A 22,760-nucleotide genomic window follows, 5' to 3' on the forward strand; every position below is an offset into this window, starting at 1 on the left:
TTTGCCCCAACGTCGGCTTCCGTAGCGCCTAGAACACCACGTTCAGCATCACCATCGACACGATGAGGAACAGCACCGTCATGATGCCGCCGCTCTTCAGGAAATCCGTGACCTTGTAGCCCGCCGGCCCCATGATCAGCGCGTTTACCTGGTGGGTCGGTATGATGAACGAGTTCGACGTCGAGATCGCGACCGTCAGCGCAAACAGCGCCGGGCTTGCGTCGGCGGCGACGGCGATCGAGACCGCCAGCGGCACCAGCAGCACGGTTGCACCCACATTCGACATCACCAGCGAGAACACGGTGGCCAGGACGGCGACACCCAGCTGCAGCGACCACACCGGCCAACCATCGAGTATCGCCAGAATTTGCTGAGCGATCCACTCCGCGGTTCCGGTATTCTGAACAGCCTGCCCCAGCGGGATCAGACTGGCCAGCAAAAAGACGGTGTTCCACCCCACGGCGCGATAGGCCTCGTCAATGCTCAGGACACGGCTGAGCAGCATCCCGACCGCGCCGGTCAGCAGGCAGAGCGACAGGCGCACGTCGGTGAACAGGATCAGCGACAGCGAGACGGCAAAGAACAAGAGCGCCCAGCCGACCTTGTGCGGGCGCAGCTCCTCTTGCGGAAAATCGGTGGTCACCACGATGAAATCCTGATCCCGCTTGATACGCATCAGGTTGTCCCAGCGGGTATGCGCAACCAGCATGTCCCCGGCCTGAAACGGAACCAGCCCGATCTGGGTCGGCTCATGCTCTTCGGTTTTCACATGGCTCAGGGTCTCTTCACCCCGGTGAATGGCCATCAGGCTCAGGCCATAGGTCTTGCGCAGCAGCAACTGGCGGGGGCTTTTGCCGATCAGCTTGGAATCCGGCGGGATCACCAGTTCGGCCACACCGGCATTTGTGGGGGCAAACTCCTCAACAAAGACATCCAGTTCGGGCCGAACGGTCAGCCCGTACTTCTTTGCAAAGTTCTGGACCACGTACCTGTTGCCGATAATGGCCAACCGGCACGGCGCCGCGATCTCGGCGGTCAGAATCTGGATCATAGACACTTTGCCGCGGTAGAAGGTGGAGATGATGTAGAGATTGTTCTCGTTGTTGATGTCGGCCAGGATCTGCCCCACCAGCGCGCTGTCGGCGGGCACGTCCACCTCGAAGACATCCGCATGCAGCCCGTAGATACGCTCCAGATATTCCGCGGTCCCGCCTCCGGCCGACACTTCGGCCGCGTCCGCCGTTCCCGGCAGCACCCAGCGTCCGAGAAGCAGGAAATACAGGATGCCGGTGCCGACAAGCGCGGCTCCGATGGGTGTCACGGAAAACAACCCGAAGGGCGGTATCTTGGCATCGTCGGGCAACCCGGCATTTGCTGTTAGGATCAGATCGTTCAGCAGGATCAGCGGCGACGATCCCACCATCGTCATGGTGCCGCCAAGGATCGCGCAAAAGCCCATCGGCATCAGCAGGCGGCTGATCGCTATTCCCGAGCGCACCGAGATCCGGCTGACAACCGGCAGAAACAGTGCCGCCGCACCCACATTCTGCAGAAAGCTCGAGATGAAGCCCACCGTCCCCGACACGATCGGAAGAATCCGCGCCTCGGTGGTGCCGCCATGTTTGAGGATGGACGAAGCCACCTTGTTCATGATCCCGGTCCGGTCCAGCCCTGCCCCGACGATCATCACGGCGATAATGGATATGACCGCGTTGGATGCAAAGCCATCGAACAGATGCGTCACATCGGCCAGGTTTTCCAGCCCCGGCAGATAGCTCAGGATGCCGACAATCACGAGAACGAGCAGCGCGGCCAGGTCAATTCGGATAATCTCGGAGACGAACAGGAAGACCGTAAATCCCAAAAGGCCCAGGACGACCGCCATTTCATTCGTGAATTGCAGAGCTTCCATTATGCCCCCCGGAACAGTTCAGACGTTTGTGACCCACAAAACAATTGGCCCGCGCATGGTTTGGCCGCACGGAGTCTTTAGTCCCTATCACACTTCCGGCAGTTTGTCAGATTTCGCATTCCACTTATTGAATTTGATACGGAAAACTGCGCACGCCAAGCCTCGGTAACACGCATGCGTGTGATGGGGCTTGTCCACCTTTCCCAGTGGCTGCGTTCTATGAAGATTGGCAAAGGATGGGTGAAATCACCCATCTACACTGCGCTCCGAACCTCTTCCCCCTGCACCAGCAGATCCAGCATGCCCGAGATATCCTCGACCTCCTCGGCGATCACATGGGTCACCGAATCCGCCCGCTGCATCTGCCCGGTGATGCGCAAGAGCCGCCCCGCGATCACCGCGCGGCGGAAGCGTTCGAACACCTTGCGCCAGACGATCACGTTGACCACGCCGGTCTCGTCCTCGAGCGTGACAAAGATCACGCCCTTGGCCGTTCCCGGCCGCTGCCGCAGGATGACCAACCCCGCCACGGCCACCCGCGCGCCCTCGGGCGGGTCGCCCAGCCGGGCGGCGGGCAGGCAGGCGGGCGGGCGCGGCCAGTCGCGGCCCGGGGCCGGGGTGGGAACGGGGATCACATGCATGAGAACAAATATAGAACATGTGTAACGAATGTCCAGACGCGGCCCGGTGCGTCGCAATTGAGGCTAGAATCGTTCCAACAGCTTGACTAAGGAAGATGCGGAACATCGCAGAAGGAAGACGCGAGCAATGGCAAAGATTACCTATATCGAGCATGGCGGGACCGAGCACACTGTCGATGTCGCCAACGGCCTGACCGTGATGGAAGGTGCCCGCGACAACAATATCCCCGGCATCGAGGCCGATTGCGGCGGCGCCTGCGCCTGCTCAACCTGCCACGTCTATGTGCATCCCGACTGGGTTGAGAAGCTGCCCACCAAGGACGACATGGAAGAGGACATGCTCGACTTTGCCTACGAGCCCGACCCCTCGCGCTCGCGCCTGACCTGCCAGATCAAGGTCACCGACGCGCTGGACGGTCTGGTCGTGCAGATGCCGGAAAAGCAGATCTGATGCCAAGGCAGGCGCCGCGCCTGCCTGCCCGCCCGTGGCACGCATATGCCCGCGGCGCAGGGCTGGCGTTGAGCCTGTGGCTGGGTTTGTCGAGCGCAGCCGAGGCCTGCCGAACCTCCCCCCGTCATTGGGGGATTTCCAACGGCTCATATGTTGCCGCACCGGGTTGCAAAGGCGGTCAGTTCACAACCTGTCCGGGGCAAACCATCTCCTCGGCTTGGTATAGCCACGAAACCAGCCGCTATGCGCATGGCGTTCTCGGAGATGCCATCGAATACACTCAGCTCACTGTCCACTCCAGCGACCCCCTCGCGGACACGTGCGGAACAAAATCCGCACAGCTGGACGATCTTCACGTGTTCGAAGACATCGCCCCGCGGCTCGTGGATCTGGACCGGGATCAAAGCGCGGAAATCATCACCGTGCGCAGCCACGCCGAGAAAGGCGCACAGCTCGCAATCTACGCCGACCGGGGCGGGTATGACCTTCAACTTGTCGCCGCAACTCCTTATATCGGAAGAAAGAACCGCTGGCTGGCCCCCGCGGGAGCCGCCGATCTGGATGGGGATGGATATGTCGAGATCGCCTATGTCGACCGCCCGCACCTCGCCAAAACGCTCCGCATCTGGCGGTACCGGGACGGGGAACTGACCGAAATCGCCGCTCTGCCCGGCCTCACCAATCACCGCATCGGCGAGGATTTCATCTCAGGCGGCCTGCGCGACTGCGGCACCGGCCCCGAACTTATCCTGGCCAGCGGCGATTGGCGCCGTCTCGTATCAGTCCGGTTCGACGAGGGCTGGGTGACACAAGACCTCGGAGCATATGGCCGAGACCGCATGGTCCAGACGATGGAGTGCGGTTAGCACGTTCACATCATCTCAACAGAAAACTCTCTTGATCTGATCCCCGGTGGAACCACCCCGCCGCGCGCCTAGCGCGCGGCGCCGGGCCCAACGGGAGGCAATGCCGCAGGCGTAGCCGACGGGCGGGAGCCTCCCGGTTCCCGATCCTCAGCCGACACGATGTCCTACAGCGCCCGCCAGCCGATATCGCGGCGGAAGAACCCGCCGGGCCAGTCCACCGCCCCGACCATCGCATAAGCCCGGTCGCGCGCCTCCTGCAACGTATCGCCCCGCGCGGTCACGTTCAGAACCCGGCCTCCGGACGCCAGCACAGCCCCGCCTTCGGCCTTGGTTCCGGCATGAAACACCATGTTGCGGCTGTCCTCGGGCAGCGCGTCCAGCCCCTTGATCTCGGTCCCCTTCTCATATGATCCGGGATAGCCATTGGCCGCCATCACCACCGTCATCGCATGATCGTCGGCCCAGTTCACCCGGGCCTCGGCCAGGCGTCCCTCGGCCGCCGCATGCATCAGGTCCATCGCCTGCGCGCCCAGCCGCATCATCAGCACCTGACATTCCGGATCGCCAAAGCGCACGTTGTATTCCACCAGACGCGGCTGGCCATCCTGAATCATCAGCCCGGCATATAGCACACCCTGAAACGGCACCCCGCGCCGGGCCATCTCGGCCATGGTCGGACGCACGATCTGATCCATCGCACGCGCCTCGACCTCGACGCTCAGTACCGGTGCGGGAGAATAAGCCCCCATGCCGCCAGTGTTCAGCCCGGTATCGCCCTCGCCCACCCGCTTGTGGTCCTGCGCAGTGCCGATCGACAGGATGTCGGTGCCGTCGCACAGCACGAAAAGCGAGGCCTCTTCTCCCTCCATGAACTCCTCGATCACCACTTCGGCGCCGGCGCCACCAAAGGCGCCGCCGAACATGTCATCGACGGCCTCCAGCGCGGTGGCCTCGTCCATCGCCACGATCACGCCCTTGCCCGCGGCCAGCCCGTCCGCCTTGACCACGATCGGCGCACCATGCGCCCGGACATAGGCCTTGGCTGGTTCGGCTTCGGTGAACCGCGCATAAGCCGCCGTCGGCGCCCTCGCCGCATCGCAGATCTCCTTGGTGAAGCTCTTCGACGCCTCCAGCCGCGCCGCGCCCTCGGAGGGGCCAAAGACGAGTATCCCCGCCTCACGCAGCCGGTCCGCGACCCCGGCGGCCAAAGGCGCCTCGGGCCCCACGATCACGAAGTCGATGGCGTTTTCCTCGGCAAAACTGACCACTGCGCCACCGTTCTCGATGTCAAACGACGCACAATCGGCGATCTGCGCGATCCCGGCATTTCCCGGCGCCACGATCAGACGGTCGCATTTGGGGTTCTGCATCACCGCCCAGGCCAGCGCATGTTCGCGCCCGCCGCTGCCGAGAATGAGGATGTTCATGAAGGTCTCCGATCTGCTTGGCCTCGCCTGCGCGGCGTTCTAAGCTGCGCGGGCAGTCTAAACAAGGCGATGAAATGTCCGACCTCCTCGACGATCCCGTTCCCGGGCAGAACATGCCCGAATACACCGTCTCGGAACTCTCCGGTGAGGTGAAGCGCACGCTGGAAGGCTCCTTTGGCCGCATCCGCGTGCGCGGCGAGGTGGGGCGGGTGTTCAAGGCCCGTTCGGGCCATCTCTACTATGACGTCAAGGACGACCGGAACGTGCTGGCCTGCACCACTTGGAAGGGTCAGGTCGCCGGGCTGTCGGTCGTGCCGGAAGAAGGGTTGGAGGTCGTCGTCACGGGCCGCCTCACCGCATTCGGCGCGCAGTCCAAGTACAACATGAACGTGGATGAGGTCGCGGTTGCGGGCCAGGGCGCGCTGATGGCACTCTTGGAAAAACGCAAGAAACAGCTCGAAGCCGAAGGGCTGTTCGCGCCCGAGCGCAAGCGCCCCCTGCCCTACCTGCCGCAGATCATCGGCGTGGTGACCTCGCCCTCGGGCGCGGTGATCCGCGATATCCTGCACCGCCTGCGCGACCGGTTCCCACGCAAGGTGCTGATCTGGCCGGTGGCCGTGCAGGGCAGCAATTGCGCCCCCGAGGTCGCCCGCGCCATCGAAGGATTCAACAAGCTCACCCCCGGCGGCGCCCTGCCCCGGCCCGACCTGATCATCGTCGCGCGCGGCGGCGGCTCCATCGAAGATCTCTGGGGCTTCAACGAGGAAATCGTCGCCCGCGCGGCGGCAGCCTCGCAAATCCCGCTGATCTCGGCAGTGGGGCACGAGACCGATACCACGCTGATCGACTACGTCTCCGACCGCCGCGCCCCCACGCCCACCGCTGCCGCCGAACTGGCCGTCCCGGTGCGGATGGAACTGCTGGCCTGGACCGGCGAACAGGGCGCCCGCCTCGCCCGCGCCGCCACCGACACGGTGCAGCGCCGCGCCCAGCGTCTCAGCGATCTCAGCCGCGCCCTGCCGCGCGCCGAAACCCTGCTGGACACTCCGCGCCAGAGGCTCGATCAGGTGGCCGAGCGCCTGCCCAACGCCCTGATCCGGGGCGTGCAGAACCGGCGGGTGAAACTGCTCGACATCTCGGCGCATCTGCGCCCGTCCACCCTGCGCGGTCTGGTCGAAACCCGCCGTGACCGCTGCCGCAACCTCGCCTCACGCCTGTCGCTGCGCCCGATCCAGCGCGAGATGCAGGCCCAGCGCGACGCGCTCACCCGTCTATCCGAACGTCTCGACGCCGCCCAAACCGCCCGTATCGACCGACTGCGCCAGCAACTCGACGCCACCGACCGGCTGCGCGAAACCCTCAGCTACAAGGCCACGCTCGAGCGCGGTTATGCCGTGGTCCGCGCCGAGGGAGAGGTCGTCACCACCAAGTCTCAGGCCGCCAAACACGGCACGCTGGAAATCGAATTCGCCGATGGCCGCCTGAGCACCGGTGGCGCCACGCCGAAACCAACCCCTAAGAAACCCAAGCCCCAACCGCCCAGCCAGGGCTCGCTGTTCTAAGCGCATGCTGACGATCTGGGGCCGCAAGACATCCTCGAACGTGCAGGCCCTGATGTGGTGCGTCGGCGAGCTGCGCCTGCCCTACCGGCGCCACGACGCCGGCCACCGTTTCGGCGGCCTCGACACCGACGCCTTCGCCGCCCTGAATCCCAACCGCACCATTCCGGTGCTGCGGGACGGCGATAACCCACCGCTTTGGGAAACCGGCGCCATCCTGCGCTATCTGGCGGCGCGGTACGGCGATGACCAATTCTGGCCGCGCGATCCCCTGCGCCGCGCTGAAACCGACAAATGGGCCGAATGGGCCAAGCTCAACGTCGCGATGGCCTTTACCGTTCCGGTGTTCTGGCGCGTGGTCCGCACCACCCCTGCGGACCGCGACCCAGCCGCCATTCGCGCGGCAATCGACGCGTTGGAAACCAAGCTCACCATCGCCGACACCCGGCTTGGCCTACACCCATACCTCGCCGGAGACACCTTCACGCTGGCCGACATCCAGCTTGGCCACGTGCTCTACCGCTATTACAACATAGACATCGACCGCGCGCCGCTGCCCAACCTCGCCCGCTACCACCAAAACCTGACAGACCGCCCCACCTATCGCGAACACGTCATGCTATCCTACGACGAACTGAAAGCAGACTGACTCCAGCCCGCTTCTTCTTGCCCAAAATACGCAAATCCCGCAGATGCCACCGGGTGCCGCGTCAGACCCCGACCTCGGGCCCGTAACACAGCATCTCTTCCCCGATATCCTCAGCCTCATACAACTCGGTCGCTTCCGGGTCCCCCTGAAACCGCGCGATCAGCCCGCCGGGCGTGCGGTTGAACACCCAGCATTGAGGGTCCAGCCGGTCCTCGTAGATAAAACAGATCTGCTCTTCCCGCTCATACCAGATCCCCTCCTTGCAGTCCCCGTCCAGAAAGGACCACAGCACCCGGCGGTTCGGCATATAGCGCTCGACCCCGTAGGCCACGCCATCGAAGCCATAAAACAGGGTCTTGCCGCGGGTATAGCTGTCGAACTCGTCAGCCGACATCGGGCCCTGGGCCCACGCCGCCTGAACCGACAGCAGCAGCAGAATCACGGATCGCTTCAGCATGGCCCGATTGTGGCAGATCGCTGCCCGCGCGGCCACTCACGATGGCGACACGGTGGTCCATCACCCGGCGCCAGAGCGGCGGGATCAGGGCCAGCAACGCCATCACCGGCATCGAGCGTGGCCAGACCGGCATCCCGTCCTCCAGCCGCAGCGCCGGATAAATCCGGCTCGGGTTCATGTGATGATCCGAATGACGCGGCGCGTTCAGCATCATCGCCCCGCTATACCAGTGCGGTGCGTTCCACGCGTGCTGAGGCCCCGCCGGTTCCGCCCGTCCCTGCGCATCCACGCGCCGCCGCAACCCGTAATGCTGCACATAATCGGCCAACAGCAGCTGCGCCTGCGCATATCCCGCAAGCGCCAGCAGTGCCAGCGCGCCGCCAGACCCCGCCAAGGCCCAAGCCATCCAGAGCGCAACCACCGCCCCGCCGACATAGATCACGTAAGGATGTCCCGGCCCCACACCCCGCCGCAACGCGGTCTCCGCCCGGAACCCGGCCACAAACGAGCCCACCCAGGCACGCGGCAGGAAATGCCAGTAACTCTCCCCCAGCCGGGCCGAGTTCGGATCCCGCCCGGTCGCCACATGCACATGATGCACCCGCCGATGGGCCGAGGCATGGTGCCCGAACAGCAACGAGACATAGACCGCCACCCCCAGCGCCCGCTCCCAACGGGCAGCGCGGTGGATCAGCTCATGCGCGTTCGAGTTCGACACCTGCCCCAGAAACAACCCAGCAGCCAGCCCAAGGCCCAGCCCCTGCGCCACCGTCAGCTCTCCCTGACCCAGAACCGCGACCGACAGAACCAGAACCGCGAAATGCCCGAGCCCCAGCACGACCGACAGCCACCGCGCCCAGGCGCTCCCATCCTGCACCGGCAGCACACCGTCCCAAAGCCGGTCCATCACCCAGACATGCGCCGTCATGACCAGCAGCGACAGCCAGATCCAGACGCCGCCCAACAGGCAGGCCATCAGAATCAGACCTGCGGGCAACAAGCTCGCAATCGCGTACCAGAGCATCTAATCCAACCTTCGGGGCACCAAAACCGGTGCATAACATCGCGTCACCCCGAGGCCCTGTCAAACCTTGCCGGTTGAAAAGCGGCCGGATTTTTGCCCCTCTGGACAGGCTGACGAAAGGACAACCCGATGATGCCGTTTCTGTTTTTCGGCGCCGCCGCCTGCGCATTGGCCTACCTGCCGCGCACCGCGCGTCCGGCAAGCCTGCTGCGCACCGTGCTCAAGACCGGATCGGTGGCCCTGCTCGCCCTGATCGCGTGGCAGAGTGGCGCGCCGTTGCTGCTGACCGGCGCGCTTGGCCTCTGCGCGCTGGGCGACGCTCTGCTCTCGCGTGAAACCGACAGCACCTTCATGGCAGGCATCGGCGCGTTTGCCGCCGGGCACATCGCCTATATCGCCCTGTTCCTCAGCCACCCGGCCAGCGATCCCGCCCGCATCGCCACACAACCGGGTGTGGTCGTGGCACTGGTGCTTCTGGGCGTCGTCATGGCCATCCTGCTCGCCCCCCGCGCCGGAGAGCTCAGAGGCCCGGTTCTGGCCTATATCCCGATCATCCTCGGCATGGGGATCACCGTGCTGGCGCTGCCCAAGGACTCGCCGCTCGATTGGGCCTTTCCCGCCGCGCTGGCCTTCATCGCCTCTGACCTGATCCTGGCCGCCGAGAAGTTCCTACTGCCGTATGGCCACCCGGCCCTGCGCCTGACCCCCTATCTGATCTGGACGCTCTACTGGGGGGCACAGGCCGGGCTGCTCCTTGCGTTCTCCTGACCCTTTGCAACCGGCGTCAATCCGCATTAGGTGAGGGGAAGACCTCGCGGAGACCGATTATGGCGTTTTTCTCAAAGCTCAAGGACCGGCTGTTCAAATCCTCTTCCCGGCTCGAACAGGGGCTGGACGCGATCGTTGAGGATGGCGGCGAGGAAACCCCCGCCGCACAGGACCCGTTCATCCCCGAGCCCGACCCCGAGCCGCAACCGGTCCCGGAAATCCCCGAACCGGTGCCCGCGCCGCAGCCGGTCGAGGTGCCCGAACCGATCCCGGCCGATCCGGTCCCTGCACCCACACCGCCGGAAGAACCTGAAACCCCGGCGCAAAAGGGCCTGCTGGGCCGCCTGTTCTCGCGCGCCGACGCCGCGCCCGTCATCCGCCGCACGCTGGATGACGACATGCTGGAACAGCTCGAAGAGTTGCTGATCGCCGCCGATATGGGCGTCGACACCGCCCTGCGGGTCACCGCCAACATGGCCGAGGGGCGCTATGGCAAGAAGCTCTCGACCGACGAGATCAAGCAGGTGCTGGCTCAGGAGGTCGCCCGCATCATGGACCCGGTCGCCAAACCATTGCCGATCTATCCCAAACGCCCGCAGGTGGTGCTGGTGGTAGGGGTGAACGGCTCGGGCAAGACCACCACCATCGGCAAGCTTGCCAGCCAGTTCAAATCGGCAGGCAAGAAAGTGGTCATCGCCGCTGGCGACACCTTCCGCGCCGCCGCCGTGGAACAGCTTCAGGTCTGGGGTGAGCGCGCCGGCGTGCCGGTGCTGACCGCGCCCGAAGGCTCGGACCCCGCTTCGCTGGCCTTCGATGCCATGACCCGCGCGCAGGAGGACGGTGCCGACCTCTTGATGATCGACACCGCGGGCCGTCTGCAGAACCGCGCCGACCTGATGGAGGAACTGGCCAAGATCGTCCGCGTCATCCGCAAGAAGGACGACACCGCCCCGCACAACACGCTGCTCGTGCTCGACGCCACCACCGGCCAGAACGCACTGAGCCAGGTGGATACCTTCCAGAAGCTCGCCGATGTCTCCGGCCTGGTGATGACCAAGCTCGACGGCACCGCCAAGGGCGGCGTGCTGGTGGCGCTGGCCGACAAGTTCGGTCTGCCGATTCACGCCATCGGTGTGGGTGAGCAGATCGACGACCTCGCCCCCTTCGACCCCGAAGAATTCGCCGCCGCCCTGACCGGCCTGGAGACCCGCTAATCCCTCCTTCTTCTGTTCACAAATATCCTCGGGGGGTCTGGGGGGCAGACAGCCCCTCAGCCTCTCCACCAAGCGCAAGGTCCGGATTTGAGCGACTGGCTGATCTCCCTAGAAGGCACCGAATCCGGCCACCACCTCGCCCTGGGACTGGCGCTGATGGCCGCCTTCCTGCACGCGGTGTTCGGTGCACTGCAAAAGGGACGCCATGACCCGTGGCTGTCGCGTGGGGCGATCGACGCCTCCTACGGGCTGATGGCCGCACCCTTTGCACTGTTCGTGGTGCCTTGGCCCGAGGCGCATATGTGGCCGATCTTCGCCACGGTCTGGCTCATCCACATCCTCTACAAATGCCTGCAGGCGCTGGCCTATACCAAGGGCTCCTACACCGTCGTCTACCCGGTGGTGCGCGGAACGGGGCCGCTGTTCACGGTGATCGGCGCCTACCTGCTGTTTGCCGAGACCTTCTCGCCCACCCAATGGTTTGGCGTAGCCGTGCTGCTGGCGGGCATCTATGGGCTCGCGGCCTACAATCTCCGCCACCTGACCGCCGAGCGCGACACGCTGGGCGTGGCCCTGACACTGGCGGTGATCACCGGGCTCTTCGTGGCGCTCTACACCACCTATGACGCCTATGGCATCCGCGCCACCGCCGACCCGTTCACCTTTCTGGCCTGGTTCTTCATGATCGACGGGGCCACCATGCCGATCTACGCCTTCCTGCGCTGGCGGGCCATGGTGAACCGCCCCGCGCCCGGGCCGCTAATGCTGCGCGGGTTCGTGGGCGGGATCGTGGCCTTCCTGTCCTTTGGCTCCATCATGCTGGCCACCCGGCTCGACAAGGTGGGCGAGGCCGCCGTGCTGCGCGAAACCTCGACGGTCTTTGCCGCACTGATCGGCTGGCTGGTATTGAAGGAAACCGTCGGGCCGCGCCGGATTGCCCTGATGGCATTGATTGCACTCGGCGCCGTAATAGTTGAAATGGGCGGGTAAGTACTCAGGACACGCGCATGACGAACAAGAAAGAGATCAACCCGCTGCTGAAACAGGTATTGGAGCTTGGGCCCCCGCTGGCCTTCTTCTTCATCTACCTGCGCCTGCGCGATCAGGATTTCACCATCGCCGGAACCGAATATTCCGGCTTCATCATCGCCACCATCCTGTTCGTGCCGATCATGCTGGCGGCGATGGGCATCCTGTGGTGGCTTACGGGTAAGCTCAGCCGGATGCAGATCTTCACCGCCATCATGGTGATCTTCTTCGGCGGCCTGACCGCCTGGTTCAACGACGAGCGGTTCTTCAAGATGAAGACGACGCTGGTCTATGGGTTCTTCTCGGCCATGCTGGGGATCGGGCTGTTGCAGGGCAAATCCTATCTGGCCTATGTGCTCGACGACATGCTGCCCATGCGGATGGAGGGCTGGATGATCCTGACCCGCCGCCTGTGCGCCGGATTCGCCATTCTGGCGGCGGCCAATGAGCTGGTGTGGCGGACGATGTCCACCGACCTCTGGGTCAAGATCGAAACCTTTGGGTTTCCGCTGGCACTGATGGCGTTCCTGATGATGCAATTCAGCTTGCTGCAACGCTACATGGACGACCCCGACGGCAACTGAGGCCGCGCAACAAACCCAGGGGCGCTCCCGCCCGTCATCGGGCCGCGCTGCGCGCAGCCCTCTTCCCGTTGCGCCCGGCGCCGTGCGGCAAGGCCGCCCGGCGCTCCAACCTGCCGCGCCAGCGCCGCAATGGCCTCACGATTCTGACCATTTCTCTTGGAATAATGGTCAAGCTGTGAAAAACAGGTAAGTACCACTCAAGTCCACATAGGAGCGCCGCTCGATCCATGACGGCCTTTCCCGACACCGAATTCCTGTCCGAAGCGTCGGACCGGCTCAAGGCCATGCTGTCCGCCCAAGCCTCGGAGGTTGAGCTTGAGCGCGGCGAGGTTCTGTTCGAACAGGGCGATGCCGGCGATGCGCTCTATGCCCTGCTGGACGGATCGCTCGAGGTATCCGTGCTGGCAATGAGCGGGCGCAAGCTGTCGCTCAACCTCATGCGTCCGGGCGAAGTGTTTGGCGAGATCGCGCTGTTCGACGCCGGCCCCCGCACCGCCACTGTATCCGCTGCGGAACCCTCGCGCGTGATGCGGGTGCGCAGCCGGGACGTGATGGCCCAGATCAAGCAGCATCCCGATCTTGCCGCGGACATGATCCGGCTGGCCGGGCTGCGGATGCGCTGGATGGGCACCCAGCTCAACGAACAGGTCTTTCTGCCGATGCCCGCGCGGCTGGCCCGCTGGCTGCTGCATCTTGTGCGCGCGCGCGACGAAGGCGATGGCAAGATCACCCTGTCGCAAAGCGAACTGGCGGAATTCGTCGGCGCCACGCGCGAGGCGGTCTCGAAAACCCTGTCCGGCTGGCGCCGCGAAGGCGTGATCGAAGTGTCGCGCGGCGGGCTGGTGATCCTCGATTTCGACGCCCTCGGGACGCTGGCCGAAACCGACATGATCTGAGCCATACCGGGGTGTGACCCGCTTCACAGACACGGGGCCGCCTGCCGGGTTAATGTGTCCTTGGTTACCGCGAGAGACCGGATGTTTCTCCCCAAGGTCTGTCCGAAGGTCTCTTCTAAGTGACAGAGCCATATGCCCCCCTCGGCATATGGCTCTTTACTTTTGCAGCCGTACCAGCGCGCGCTGACACCGATCCCACCCGAACCGACAAAGCGATAATGTGACGGTTCCCAAAGGCTTGCAGCCGGGAACGGATCTGACATCCTGTCAAAGCAAACGGCCGGGCATGTGGCCCGGCCGCAGCATCCATATCCAAAGGGCGTTCTTACTTCGCCAGGCTCAGCGCGACGAATCGCGGCTCGCCACCCCGGCGCACCAGCAGCAGCAGCGACTTGCGCCCGGCTTCCTGTGCCTCGGCGATCCGCGCGTCCAGATCGGCCAGCGAGGTGACCTTTTGCTGGCCCGCCTCGGTGATCACGTCCCCGGTGCGCAGGCCCTTCTCGAACGCCTCTGAGGATTCATCGACGCTTTTCACCACCAGACCGGCCACATCCTCGTCCAGTCCAAGCTCGGTCCGCTCGGCATCCGTCAGCGGTGAGACGACCAGGCCCATCAGCTCTTTTTCAGCCGTTTCGGGCTTCGCGGTCGAGGAACTCTCGCCATTCTCGGCCCGCTCGGCATCCTCGCGGCGGCCCAACGTGACAAGAACGGTCTGGGTGCTGCCGTCCCTGAACACCACCACACGTACCGATTTTCCAACCGTGGTCTCACCCACCTGCCGCACCAGCGTGCGGGTGTCCTTGACCTCGACCCCGTCGAAATTGATGATCACGTCACCGGCCAGCAACCCGGCCTCCTTGGCGGGGCCGTCCGGCACATCGCTGATCAGCGCGCCGCCCGGCTTGTCCAGACCCATCGCCTCGGCCATGTCCTCGGTCACGTCCTGAATACGCACGCCCAGCCAGCCGCGGCGGGTCTCGCCAAACTCGCGCAGCTGATCGACCACCTTGATGACCACGTTCGACGCCATCGAGAACCCGATCCCGATCGAGCCGCCATTGGGCGACAGGATCGCGGTGTTCACGCCGACCACCTCACCTTCCATGTTGAAGAGCGGCCCGCCCGAGTTGCCACGGTTGATCGCCGCATCGGTCTGAATGTAGTCGTCATAAGATCCGCTCAGCGCCCGGTTGCGGGCCGAGACGATCCCTGCACTGACCGAAAAACCCTGCCCAAGCGGGTTGCCCATGGCAATGACCCAATCGCCCACACGGGCAGTATCGCTGTCACCGAATTTGACATATTTCAGAGGACCTTGCGCCTCGACCTTAAGAAGCGCGATATCGGTTTTCTCATCCGTACCGATCACCTTGGCGGGCAGCTCCTTTTTGGGCTGGCCGTCGCCGGGAAAGAACTCAATCAGGATCTCGTCGGCCTCGGCAATCACGTGGTTGTTGGTGACGATGAACCCGTCCTCCGAGATCACGAACCCCGAGCCCAGCGCGTTGCTGCGGCGCGGACGGTTTTCATTGTCCCCGTTGCGATCCTGAAATTCGCGAAAGAAATCCTCGAACGGAGAGCCCTCGGGCACGATCCCCTGCGGACCGGTACGGCCCTCGATCAGGGTCGAGGTGGTGATGTTGACGACCGCCGGGCTGATCTGTTCGGCCAGCGGCGCCAGGCTTTCGGGGCGCGCCTGCGCCATGACGGCCTGAGCAAGGGCGAACAGCACGGTCAGGAATGCCAGCCACATCAGCCGCACATTCGTGATCATACCGTCCTGCCTGAGGGGAATACTGCGTGCCTTTGCCTGCACTGGACGTCTCCTTGTCACCAACCTGTTTCGCCCGGTCCCATGGCGGAAACCGGTCTGTCAGGGATCAATGTAGTCAGTTTGGCCAAGCCCGCAACTCGGGATCGCGGGGAATTCACCGGCAATTGAGGCGCAATCACACGCCAGGCGCAAGCGCATGGGCGCTGAGATGGCGGTAATGCGGCTCGTGCCGGTCCAGCAGGGACCGCACATGCGGGGCACGCGCGCAGAGCGCATCGAACCGCTCGGCCTCGCGCGTCTCGGCCTGCGGATCGGGCGGTGCGATGCCCGCGCTTTGCAGCACGCGGCCATGCCAGCCTTCGACCTGCTGCCAGTCCTGCGGCACCTCGTTCTGCCAGTCAAAGGCATGATCCGCCGGGGCCAGCCCCACCGCCCGCCACAGCGCGCCGATCATGCCGCGCGGATCGGCCCGCACATCCTCGGCCCGGATCACCACGGCGCGCGCGCCGCGCGCCTCCAGCGCCCGAAACTGCGCCGCCTGCGCCGTGATGCCGATCTCTTCGTCGGTCACCTCCGGATCCAGCTTGTGGTAGGACACGATCGCCGCGCGCGGGCGGCGGATCAGGAACATGTTGCGCAGCCGGGCCAAAAACACCGCATCCTCCAGGATATGCGGCATCACGTAATAGCTCATGTCCTTGATGAAGACCGGCTGCACCGCAGCACGATCCAGCAGCATGTCACGGATCTCGCCATAGCTGCGGGGATGACCGGGCGCGACCTCGAAATGCGGCATCTCGCGCACGCGCCGATGCACGTAATAGTCATACATGAAGGGCTCATGCGCACAGTCCAGATCGCCACGCTCGCGCATGATCCGCTCGATGGCGGTGGACATGGAACGGGGATGCGACCAGAGCGCATAGATCGGATGCATGGCAGTGCCTCATGCCAGTTATAGCGAAATCGAATTATTCTGTACGATTGAGCATCAAAATTCGCGTTCGAAAGCAGCAGTATGCTGATTGAGAGGCGGAGAATTTTGATTCAGATTTTTCGATTTCTGCTTTGGACAGGGTCAGGCTGTCAAAAGCCGAACCGATGCGCAATCCACAGCAGGATCAGACCGGTGACGACGCAAATCAGCCCGACCTGACGCCGGGCGCTTTCGGGCAACGCCCGCAACACTTCCAGCATGCGTTCAACAAGCGAAGGGGCCAGCGCATAGGCCAGCCCCTCGACGATCAGCACCAGCCCGAAGGCCAGAAAGATCATGCCCATTATTCGGCCCCGCTCGCGGGTTTTCCGTTGGGCGATTTGAGATAGTTGAAGAACTCGGAATCCGGGCTCATCACCATCGAGCTGTTATTGCCCTGAAGCGCGCGGCCATAGGCGGTCAGCGAGCGGTAGAACTCGAAGAATTCCGGGTCCTTGCCAAAGGCCTGGGCAAAGATCGCGTTGCGCTCGGCATCGGCCTCACCACGGATGATCTCAGCCTCGCGCTTGGCCTCCGACACCAGCTCGACCACGGTCCGGTCGGCCTGCGCGCGCACGCGTTGCGCCGCCTCGTTACCGCGGGCGCGTTCGTCGGTCGCTTCACGTTCCCGCTCAGCCTTCATCCGATCGAACGTGGCTTCCAGGTTGGCCTGCGGCAAGTCGGTCGCTTTCAGGCGCACGTCGATCACGCTGACCCCCAGCGCCAACGCCTCGGCAATGGCGCTGTTGCGGATGCGCAGCATCAGCGCCGCCCGGTCCGAGCTCAGGATGTCCTTGGAGCTGACCGAACCCAACACCTCGCGCGTCTCGGCGCGCAGGATGCGGTCCAGCCGGTCCTCGGCGACGGCAAGACCGCCGACACCGACGGCCTGACGGAACCGCTCCACATCCGCGATGCGGTACCGGGCAAAGGCATCGACCACCAGACGGCGGTCATCCAGCGGGGTCACTTCCAACGGCTGCACGTCGATGGACAGGATGCGGTCGTCATAGCGCACCACTTCCTGAATGAGCGGGATCTTGAAGGCCAGCCCCGGCTCTTCCTTCACCGCCACCACGCGCCCGAACTGCAGCACCAGCGCCTTTTCGCGCTCGTCCACGATGAAGATCGCCGACAGCACGCCGACCACGGCGAGAACCAAAACCGGCAGAATGAAATTGGTTTTCCGCATCACTGATTCTCCCCACCGGAATTGCGGCGCAGCTCGTTAAGCGGCAGGTAAGGCACGACGCCCTGCCCCGTTCCGCCGGAACTTTCATCCAGAATGACCTTGTCCAGATCTCCCAGCACCTGCTCCATCCGTTCCAGATAGAGGCGTTTGCGGGTCACGTCGGGCGCCTTGGCGTATTCCTCCAGAACCGCGCTGAACCGGCTCGCCTCACCCTGGGCCTCGTTTACCTGCTGGGCGCGATAGCCTTCGGCCTCTTCCAGGATCTGCGCCGCTTCACCGCGCGCCTCGGCCAGCACCTTGTTGGCATAGGCGTCGGCCACATTCTGCAAGCGGTCCCGCTCCTGTGCGGCCGCCTGAACGTCGCGGAAGGCGGCGATCACGTCCTGCGGCGGGTCGGCCTTGTCAAAGTTCACGCGGATGATGTTCACACCCGAATCGTAGCTGTCGAGCGTCAGCTGGATCAGCTCCTGCAGCCGGTCGGCGATGATGCCGCGATCCCGGTTCAGGATCGGCGCCAGCTCCGACTGCGCGATGATCTCGCGCATCGCCGATTCGGACACCGCCCGGATGGTCGGGCGCGGATCGCGCAGGTTGAACAGGAACTTGGCCGGGTCGTTGATGTTCCACACCACCTGATAATCGATATCGACCACGTTCTCGTCACCGGTCAGCATCAGCCCGTCTTCGCTGCCCCGCGTGCCGCCCATATCCTCGGTCTGTTCGCGGGTGACTGGGATCACCTCGGCGGTGACCAGCGGCCAGGGGGCAAAGTTCAGGCCCGGATTGCCGACGGCCGAGAACTCGCCCAGAAACAGCTCGACCGACTGTTCTTCGGGTTTGACGGTGTAGAAACTGGCCGCCGCCCACAGACCGGCGGCGATCAGCACGCCCAGCCCCACGGTGCCGCGGGTAAAGACCGGACCGCCGCCGCCCGGGCCACGGCCATCGCCGCCCCGGCCACCGCCGCCGCCGCGCCCGCCCATCAGCACGCGCAGCTGCTCCTGACCCTTTTTCATCAATTCATCAATCTCGGGGATCTGCGGGCCGTCGCCTTCGGGCGGCCGCCGCCCGTCACCGTTGTTTCCCCGATTTCCGCCGCCGCCGGAAGAGCCTCCGCCCCCCCAGGGGCCACCGCTGTTGCCCGCCATGTGTTTTTCATCCCTTGTGTGGTGCCGTCTTGATCACGGCGTCAGTTCTAACCTGTATGCGCCCGCGTGCAAATCAAGCGCTGCGGACCGGATGCCGCATCGTCACCAGTTCCTCGGCCATCACCGGGTGTACGGCCACGGTGCGGTCGAAATCTTCCTTGGTCGCGCCCATCTTGACGGCGATGCCCGCCATCTGGATCATCTCGCCCGCACCTGGCGCCACGATATGACAGCCCAGCACCTTGCGGGTGGCCCTGGACACGATCAGCTTCATCAGCACCCGCTGCGAGCGGCCCGCAAAGGCCTGCTGCATCGGCTTGAACGAGGTCGCATAAACCTCGATCGGCTCCTGCGCCGCCGCCTGTTCCTCGCTCAAGCCCACGGTGCCCATTTCGGGCTGGGTAAAGATGGCGGTCGGAATCAGTTCATGATCCACCGGCGTCGGGTTGGCCTTGAACACGGTCTCGACAAAGGCCATTCCCTCGCGGATCGCCACCGGGGTCAGGTTCACCCGATCGGTCACATCGCCGATGGCATAGATCGAGGGCACGCCGGTCTGGCTGTACTCATCCACCACGATCTCGCCCTTGCGGCCCCGCTCGACGCCCAGATCTTCCAGCCCCATGTCGCCGGCATTGGGCGCGCGGCCCGTGGCATACATCACCACGTCGAACAGGCGCTCGGTTCCATTGGTCGCCTTGACCCGGATCTTATCGCCATCCTTGGCCATCTCGATCACATTGGTGCCCAGATGCACATCGACGCCGTTCTGGCACATCTCCTCGCAGATCAGCCCGCGCGCCTCTTCGTCGAAGCCCCGCAGGATCTGCGCACCACGATAGAACTGCGTGGTCTTCACGCCCATCCCGTTCATGATCCCGGCAAACTCGCAGGCGATATATCCACCGCCAACGATCAGCATGGTCTCGGGCAGCTTTTCCAGATGGAATATCTCGTTCGAGGTGATCGCCAGTTCCGAGCCCGGAAACTCCGGCACCACCGGACGCCCGCCGGTGGCGATCAGGATATGCTTGGCGGATTTGCGGGTGCCATCGGCCAGCTCGACCGTATGTGGATCGACGACGCGGGCGCGCTGGTCAAAGCTCTCGACCCCGTTGTTTTTCAGAATGCCGCGATAGACGCCTTCCAGCCGGTCCAGCTCGGCATGCAGCTTGGCCTTAAAAGCGTCCCAGTCAAACGCGCCCGGCTTGACGTCCCAGCCATAGGCCTGCGCGTCCTCGACCATGTCGGCATATTCACTGGCAAACACCATCAGCTTCTTGGGCACGCAGCCCCGGATCACGCAGGTCCCGCCATAGCGGTCCTCTTCGGCCAGCGCCACCTTGGCTCCGGTCTCACCTGCCGCAACGCGCGCTGCCCGCACACCGCCAGAGCCGCCGCCGATGACGAACAGATCATAGTCAAAGCTCATGGAATATTCCTCAATCCGTCAGATCGGAGAACAGGTTGTCGCTTTCTGCGAACTCCATCCGATCCTGCTCAATCGTGCCCTCATTGATGTCGCGCGTCTCGACCCGGCCATCGCCAAAGCCGATCACGACCCTGTCACAGATATCGATGAACAAACCGTTTTCAACCACGCCCGGGATCTGGTTCAGCACCAGCGCCAGTTGCCTCGGGTTGCCGATACGCTGCAGATGCAGGTCCAGAATGTGATTGCCCTCGTCGGTGATCGCAGGCGCCTCGCCCTTCATCCGCAGCGTGACCGAACGGCCCAGCACATCCATCGCCACCAGCGTTTCCTCGATCAGCGAACGCGTAGTCTGCCAGCCGAACGGAATGACCTCGACCGGCAACGGAAACGCCCCCAGCGTCTCGACCTCCTTGCCCGCGTCCGCAATCACCACCATCTGGTCACTCGCCGTGGCCACGATCTTTTCCTGCAACAAAGCGGCCCCGCCGCCCTTGATCAGGTTCAGATCGCCGTCGAACTCGTCCGCGCCATCAATGGTCAGGTCCAGCCAGCCCGCCTGATCCAACGAGACCACCTCGATCCCCACTTCCCGCGCCAGCTCGGCGGTCCGGGTCGAGGTCGGCACGCCCTTGATCCGCAGGCCATTGTCCCGCACCATCTCGCCCAGGCACCGCACCAGCCAGGCCGCGGTCGAGCCGGTTCCCAGCCCCACCCGCATCCCGTCTTCCACCATATCGGCGGCGCGTCTTGCAGCAACGAATTTGGCCTTGTCGATGGGCGACAACTCTCCGGTCATGGCAGCATCCCTTGTTTGCGTTGCCGGACTTATACGGAATGCCCTGCCCGACTGCGAGGCCAAATTGCCCGCCCAACAATCGGGACGGCCCGGACAAGCGCGCAACCCCGCCATGAGGCGCGCATCAAAACACCCGAGCGCGTGCGCAGCACGCTCAATTTGGTAACCGCTCAGCCGCGCTGCATGTTGGCGATGGCGCGCCGCATGAGCGCCAGAAACCGCGCGCGATCCGCCTCGTCGATCCCGGCCAGCGCCTGCGCGTTCTGTGCCCGGGCCGCCGCCTTAGCTTCTGCCTCCAGCCCCCGCGCTCGGTCCGTCAGAAACACCAGCCGCGAGCGCCTGTCGGTGTCCGAGGCGCGCCGCTCGATCAGCCCGTCCCGCTGCATCCGGTTCAGCGTGTTGGCCATGGTCGCCTGTTCCACATCCAGCGCCCCCACCAGATCGGCCTGGGTGCGTCCGTCCCGCGTCCACAGTTCCAGCAGCACCATGAACTGCGCCGGCGCCACGCCCAGGGGCTGTATCCGCTTCTGCAACCCCGCCGCGAACAGCCGCGCCATGTGATTGGCCAGATACCCGGCCGAGTTTTCCTGAAAATCCGACATGGCCGCAAAAAACACTTGAATAGCACGCTATGCAACTCTATTTACATAGCATGCTATGTTAAATCGAAACGTGACCGCCATGAAGAATGCCATCCACGCCATCGCCGGAACCCTCGCCCTCGCCACGATCTCGACCTTCTGGGTCTCGACCCTGATCTCGGAACTCTTCGCCTCGCACGCGGCCATTGCCACCGTCAAAACCGCCATCCTCTACGGCATGGCGCTGCTGATCCCGGCCATGGCCACGGCGGGCGCCACCGGGGCCAGCCTCGGCAAGGGATGGAAACTGCCGCAGGTGGCGGCCAAATCGCGCCGGATGAAGATCATCGCCACCAACGGCCTACTGATCCTGCTGCCCTCCGCCGTCTTCCTCGCAATGCGCGCGCAGGCCGGGCAGTTCGACACTACCTTCTACGCGGTGCAAGCGCTTGAATTGATCGCGGGCGCCACCAACATCACCCTGCTCTCGCTCAACCTGCGCGACGGGCTGGCACTGAACCGCCGCCGCAAGGCCCGCGCAAAAGCCAGCGCGCAGACCAGCTCATAGGCGCGGTGAGGCGCGGCAATCCGCCAAAGATACCCTCAAAATACGCGTTTCCGATAGGAAACGTCGGAATCAAGGCTTTCTGAATTCTCCACAGCCTCTAAACAGGCGGCATGGAATCGCCGTACCGCCTGCACTACGCCCCCGACAATGCCTCGCTGGTGATCCGGCTGGCGCTGGAAGAGATGGGCCTGCCCTACGACACGACCCTGGTCGACCGCCCGGGCAAGGCGCAGGACAGCGCAGCCTACCGGGCGCTCAATCCAAACGGGCTGATCCCGGTTCTGGAGACCCCGCAGGGCCCGATCTTCGAGACCGCCGCCATCCTGCTCTGGCTGGCCGACACCCACGGGCAACTCGTCCCGGCACCGGACAGCGCCGAGCGCGCGCCCTTCCTCAAATGGCTGTTCTTCGCCTCGAACACGCTGCATGCCGATCTGCGCATCCTGTTCTACGCCGGAAAATACATCGACGCCGCCCAGACCGAGACCCTGCGCGCCGGGATCCGCCCGCGCCTGCGCCAGCATCTGCAAATACTGGAGGCCGAGGCGGCACAGGCCCCCACTTGGCTCAGCCCGCAGCAGCCCTCGGTTCTCAGCTACTATCTCGCCTGCATGATGCGCTGGATGGCGCTTTATCCGGCCGGCACCGACCGCAGCTGGTATCAACTGGCCGATACCCCATATCTGCAGAAGGTCCTGATGCAGCTCGAACTCCGCCCCGCCACCCGCGCCGCCATCAGGGCCGAGGGGCTGGGGGTCACCCCGTTTACCTCGCCCACCTACGCCAACCCTCCAGAAGGCTCAGCAACCTAAG

General features: G+C 64.4%; 24 protein-coding genes. 11 read left to right on the forward strand and 13 right to left on the reverse strand.

The genetic code is table 11. The features are described from left to right. Positions 1 to 28 precede the first annotated feature (28 nt). Positions 29 to 1,912, reverse strand: a complete 1,884-nt coding sequence (locus GOX53_RS21355) for an SLC13 family permease (RefSeq protein WP_171179985.1) — start codon at positions 1,910 to 1,912, stop codon at positions 29 to 31. Positions 1,913 to 2,166: 254 nt separating this feature from the next. After that, positions 2,167 to 2,553, reverse strand: coding sequence for an OB-fold nucleic acid binding domain-containing protein (locus GOX53_RS21360; protein WP_171179987.1), 387 nt, complete (start codon positions 2,551 to 2,553; stop codon positions 2,167 to 2,169). A 127-nt stretch (positions 2,554 to 2,680) separates the two neighbouring features. Here GOX53_RS21360 and GOX53_RS21365 point away from each other — a divergent pair, with 127 nt between their 5' ends. Beyond that, the gene (locus GOX53_RS21365; protein ID WP_171179989.1) at positions 2,681 to 3,004 is read left to right on the forward strand and encodes a 2Fe-2S iron-sulfur cluster-binding protein; all 324 of its coding nucleotides are present in this window, start codon (positions 2,681 to 2,683) and stop codon (positions 3,002 to 3,004) included. Continuing rightward, positions 3,004 to 3,870, forward strand: coding sequence for a VCBS repeat-containing protein (locus tag GOX53_RS21370; protein ID WP_171179991.1), 867 nt, complete (start codon positions 3,004 to 3,006; stop codon positions 3,868 to 3,870). The genes GOX53_RS21365 and GOX53_RS21370 overlap by 1 nt, the downstream gene beginning before the upstream one ends. A 164-nt stretch (positions 3,871 to 4,034) precedes the next feature. On the opposite strand, the gene purD is transcribed toward GOX53_RS21370, so the two are convergent. Then, the gene (gene purD / locus GOX53_RS21375; protein WP_171179993.1) at positions 4,035 to 5,297 is read right to left on the reverse strand and encodes a phosphoribosylamine--glycine ligase; all 1,263 of its coding nucleotides are present in this window, start codon (positions 5,295 to 5,297) and stop codon (positions 4,035 to 4,037) included. A gap of 74 nt (positions 5,298 to 5,371) precedes the next feature. On the opposite strand from purD, the gene xseA reads away from it, so the two are divergent. Both xseA and GOX53_RS21385 read left to right on the forward strand, forming a co-directional pair. Beyond that, positions 5,372 to 6,859, forward strand: a complete 1,488-nt coding sequence (gene xseA, locus GOX53_RS21380) for an exodeoxyribonuclease VII large subunit (protein WP_171179994.1) — start codon at positions 5,372 to 5,374, stop codon at positions 6,857 to 6,859. A 4-nt stretch (positions 6,860 to 6,863) separates the two neighbouring features. Then, the gene (locus GOX53_RS21385) at positions 6,864 to 7,505 is read left to right on the forward strand and encodes a glutathione S-transferase family protein (RefSeq protein WP_171179996.1); all 642 of its coding nucleotides are present in this window, start codon (positions 6,864 to 6,866) and stop codon (positions 7,503 to 7,505) included. 61 nt (positions 7,506 to 7,566) lie between these two features. Here GOX53_RS21385 and GOX53_RS21390 read toward each other — a convergent pair whose 3' ends face one another. Further along, positions 7,567 to 7,962 carry a hypothetical protein gene (locus GOX53_RS21390; RefSeq protein ID WP_171179998.1) on the reverse strand — a complete coding sequence of 132 codons (396 nt, stop codon included), beginning with the start codon at positions 7,960 to 7,962 and terminating at the stop codon, positions 7,567 to 7,569. Further along, positions 7,889 to 8,986 (reverse strand): alkane 1-monooxygenase, encoded by a 1,098-nt coding sequence (locus tag GOX53_RS21395; protein WP_171180000.1) that lies wholly within the window; start codon positions 8,984 to 8,986, stop codon positions 7,889 to 7,891. The genes GOX53_RS21390 and GOX53_RS21395 overlap by 74 nt, the downstream gene beginning before the upstream one ends. 129 nt (positions 8,987 to 9,115) lie before the next feature. On the opposite strand from GOX53_RS21395, the gene GOX53_RS21400 reads away from it, so the two are divergent. The 5 genes from GOX53_RS21400 to GOX53_RS21420 all read left to right on the forward strand — a co-directional run bounded on the left by GOX53_RS21400 (position 9,116) and on the right by GOX53_RS21420 (position 13,477). Next, a complete protein-coding gene (locus GOX53_RS21400; RefSeq protein ID WP_171180002.1) occupies positions 9,116 to 9,754 on the forward strand; it encodes a lysoplasmalogenase in 639 nt (212 codons plus the stop codon). A gap of 59 nt (positions 9,755 to 9,813) precedes the next feature. Then, positions 9,814 to 10,968, forward strand: a complete 1,155-nt coding sequence (gene ftsY / locus GOX53_RS21405; protein WP_171180004.1) for a signal recognition particle-docking protein FtsY — start codon at positions 9,814 to 9,816, stop codon at positions 10,966 to 10,968. An 87-nt stretch (positions 10,969 to 11,055) separates the two neighbouring features. Further along, positions 11,056 to 11,958 carry an EamA family transporter gene (locus GOX53_RS21410; RefSeq protein ID WP_171180006.1) on the forward strand — a complete coding sequence of 301 codons (903 nt, stop codon included), beginning with the start codon at positions 11,056 to 11,058 and terminating at the stop codon, positions 11,956 to 11,958. A gap of 17 nt (positions 11,959 to 11,975) precedes the next feature. Continuing rightward, positions 11,976 to 12,581 (forward strand): inner membrane-spanning protein YciB, encoded by a 606-nt coding sequence (locus GOX53_RS21415; RefSeq protein ID WP_171180008.1) that lies wholly within the window; start codon positions 11,976 to 11,978, stop codon positions 12,579 to 12,581. Positions 12,582 to 12,808: 227 nt separating this feature from the next. Next, positions 12,809 to 13,477 (forward strand): Crp/Fnr family transcriptional regulator, encoded by a 669-nt coding sequence (locus GOX53_RS21420; RefSeq protein WP_171180009.1) that lies wholly within the window; start codon positions 12,809 to 12,811, stop codon positions 13,475 to 13,477. 325 nt (positions 13,478 to 13,802) lie between these two features. Here GOX53_RS21420 and GOX53_RS21425 read toward each other — a convergent pair whose 3' ends face one another. From GOX53_RS21425 to GOX53_RS21460, 8 genes are all read right to left on the reverse strand, one after another. Continuing rightward, positions 13,803 to 15,251: a DegQ family serine endoprotease gene (locus tag GOX53_RS21425; protein ID WP_171180011.1), complete on the reverse strand. Its 1,449-nt coding sequence runs from the start codon at positions 15,249 to 15,251 to the stop codon at positions 13,803 to 13,805. Between the two features lie 175 nt (positions 15,252 to 15,426). Continuing rightward, a complete protein-coding gene (locus tag GOX53_RS21430; protein WP_171180013.1) occupies positions 15,427 to 16,188 on the reverse strand; it encodes a hypothetical protein in 762 nt (253 codons plus the stop codon). A gap of 149 nt (positions 16,189 to 16,337) precedes the next feature. Further along, positions 16,338 to 16,532: a DUF2065 domain-containing protein gene (locus tag GOX53_RS21435; RefSeq protein ID WP_171180015.1), complete on the reverse strand. Its 195-nt coding sequence runs from the start codon at positions 16,530 to 16,532 to the stop codon at positions 16,338 to 16,340. After that, on the reverse strand, positions 16,532 to 17,419 hold the full coding sequence (gene hflC / locus GOX53_RS21440; RefSeq protein WP_171180017.1) for a protease modulator HflC: 888 nt from the start codon (positions 17,417 to 17,419) through the stop codon (positions 16,532 to 16,534). Before hflC ends, GOX53_RS21435 begins: the two co-directional genes overlap by 1 nt. Then, the gene (gene hflK / locus GOX53_RS21445) at positions 17,419 to 18,567 is read right to left on the reverse strand and encodes an FtsH protease activity modulator HflK (protein WP_171180019.1); all 1,149 of its coding nucleotides are present in this window, start codon (positions 18,565 to 18,567) and stop codon (positions 17,419 to 17,421) included. The genes hflC and hflK overlap by 1 nt, the downstream gene beginning before the upstream one ends. 73 nt (positions 18,568 to 18,640) lie before the next feature. Continuing rightward, the gene (gene gor / locus GOX53_RS21450; RefSeq protein WP_171180021.1) at positions 18,641 to 19,999 is read right to left on the reverse strand and encodes a glutathione-disulfide reductase; all 1,359 of its coding nucleotides are present in this window, start codon (positions 19,997 to 19,999) and stop codon (positions 18,641 to 18,643) included. A 10-nt stretch (positions 20,000 to 20,009) separates the two neighbouring features. After that, positions 20,010 to 20,798: a ribose-5-phosphate isomerase RpiA gene (rpiA, locus tag GOX53_RS21455; RefSeq protein ID WP_171180023.1), complete on the reverse strand. Its 789-nt coding sequence runs from the start codon at positions 20,796 to 20,798 to the stop codon at positions 20,010 to 20,012. 170 nt (positions 20,799 to 20,968) lie between these two features. Further along, positions 20,969 to 21,400, reverse strand: a complete 432-nt coding sequence (locus GOX53_RS21460; RefSeq protein ID WP_171180025.1) for a MarR family winged helix-turn-helix transcriptional regulator — start codon at positions 21,398 to 21,400, stop codon at positions 20,969 to 20,971. Between the two features lie 79 nt (positions 21,401 to 21,479). Between GOX53_RS21460 and GOX53_RS21465 the strand changes: the two genes are divergently transcribed. Both GOX53_RS21465 and GOX53_RS21470 read left to right on the forward strand, forming a co-directional pair. After that, positions 21,480 to 21,947: a hypothetical protein gene (locus tag GOX53_RS21465; protein ID WP_171180026.1), complete on the forward strand. Its 468-nt coding sequence runs from the start codon at positions 21,480 to 21,482 to the stop codon at positions 21,945 to 21,947. Positions 21,948 to 22,057: 110 nt separating this feature from the next. Further along, positions 22,058 to 22,759 (forward strand): glutathione S-transferase family protein, encoded by a 702-nt coding sequence (locus tag GOX53_RS21470; protein ID WP_171180028.1) that lies wholly within the window; start codon positions 22,058 to 22,060, stop codon positions 22,757 to 22,759. The last annotated feature ends 1 nt before the right edge of the window (position 22,760 follow it).

This window comes from Ruegeria sp. HKCCD8929, assembly GCF_013031405.1.
GTDB lineage: Bacteria > Pseudomonadota > Alphaproteobacteria > Rhodobacterales > Rhodobacteraceae > Ruegeria.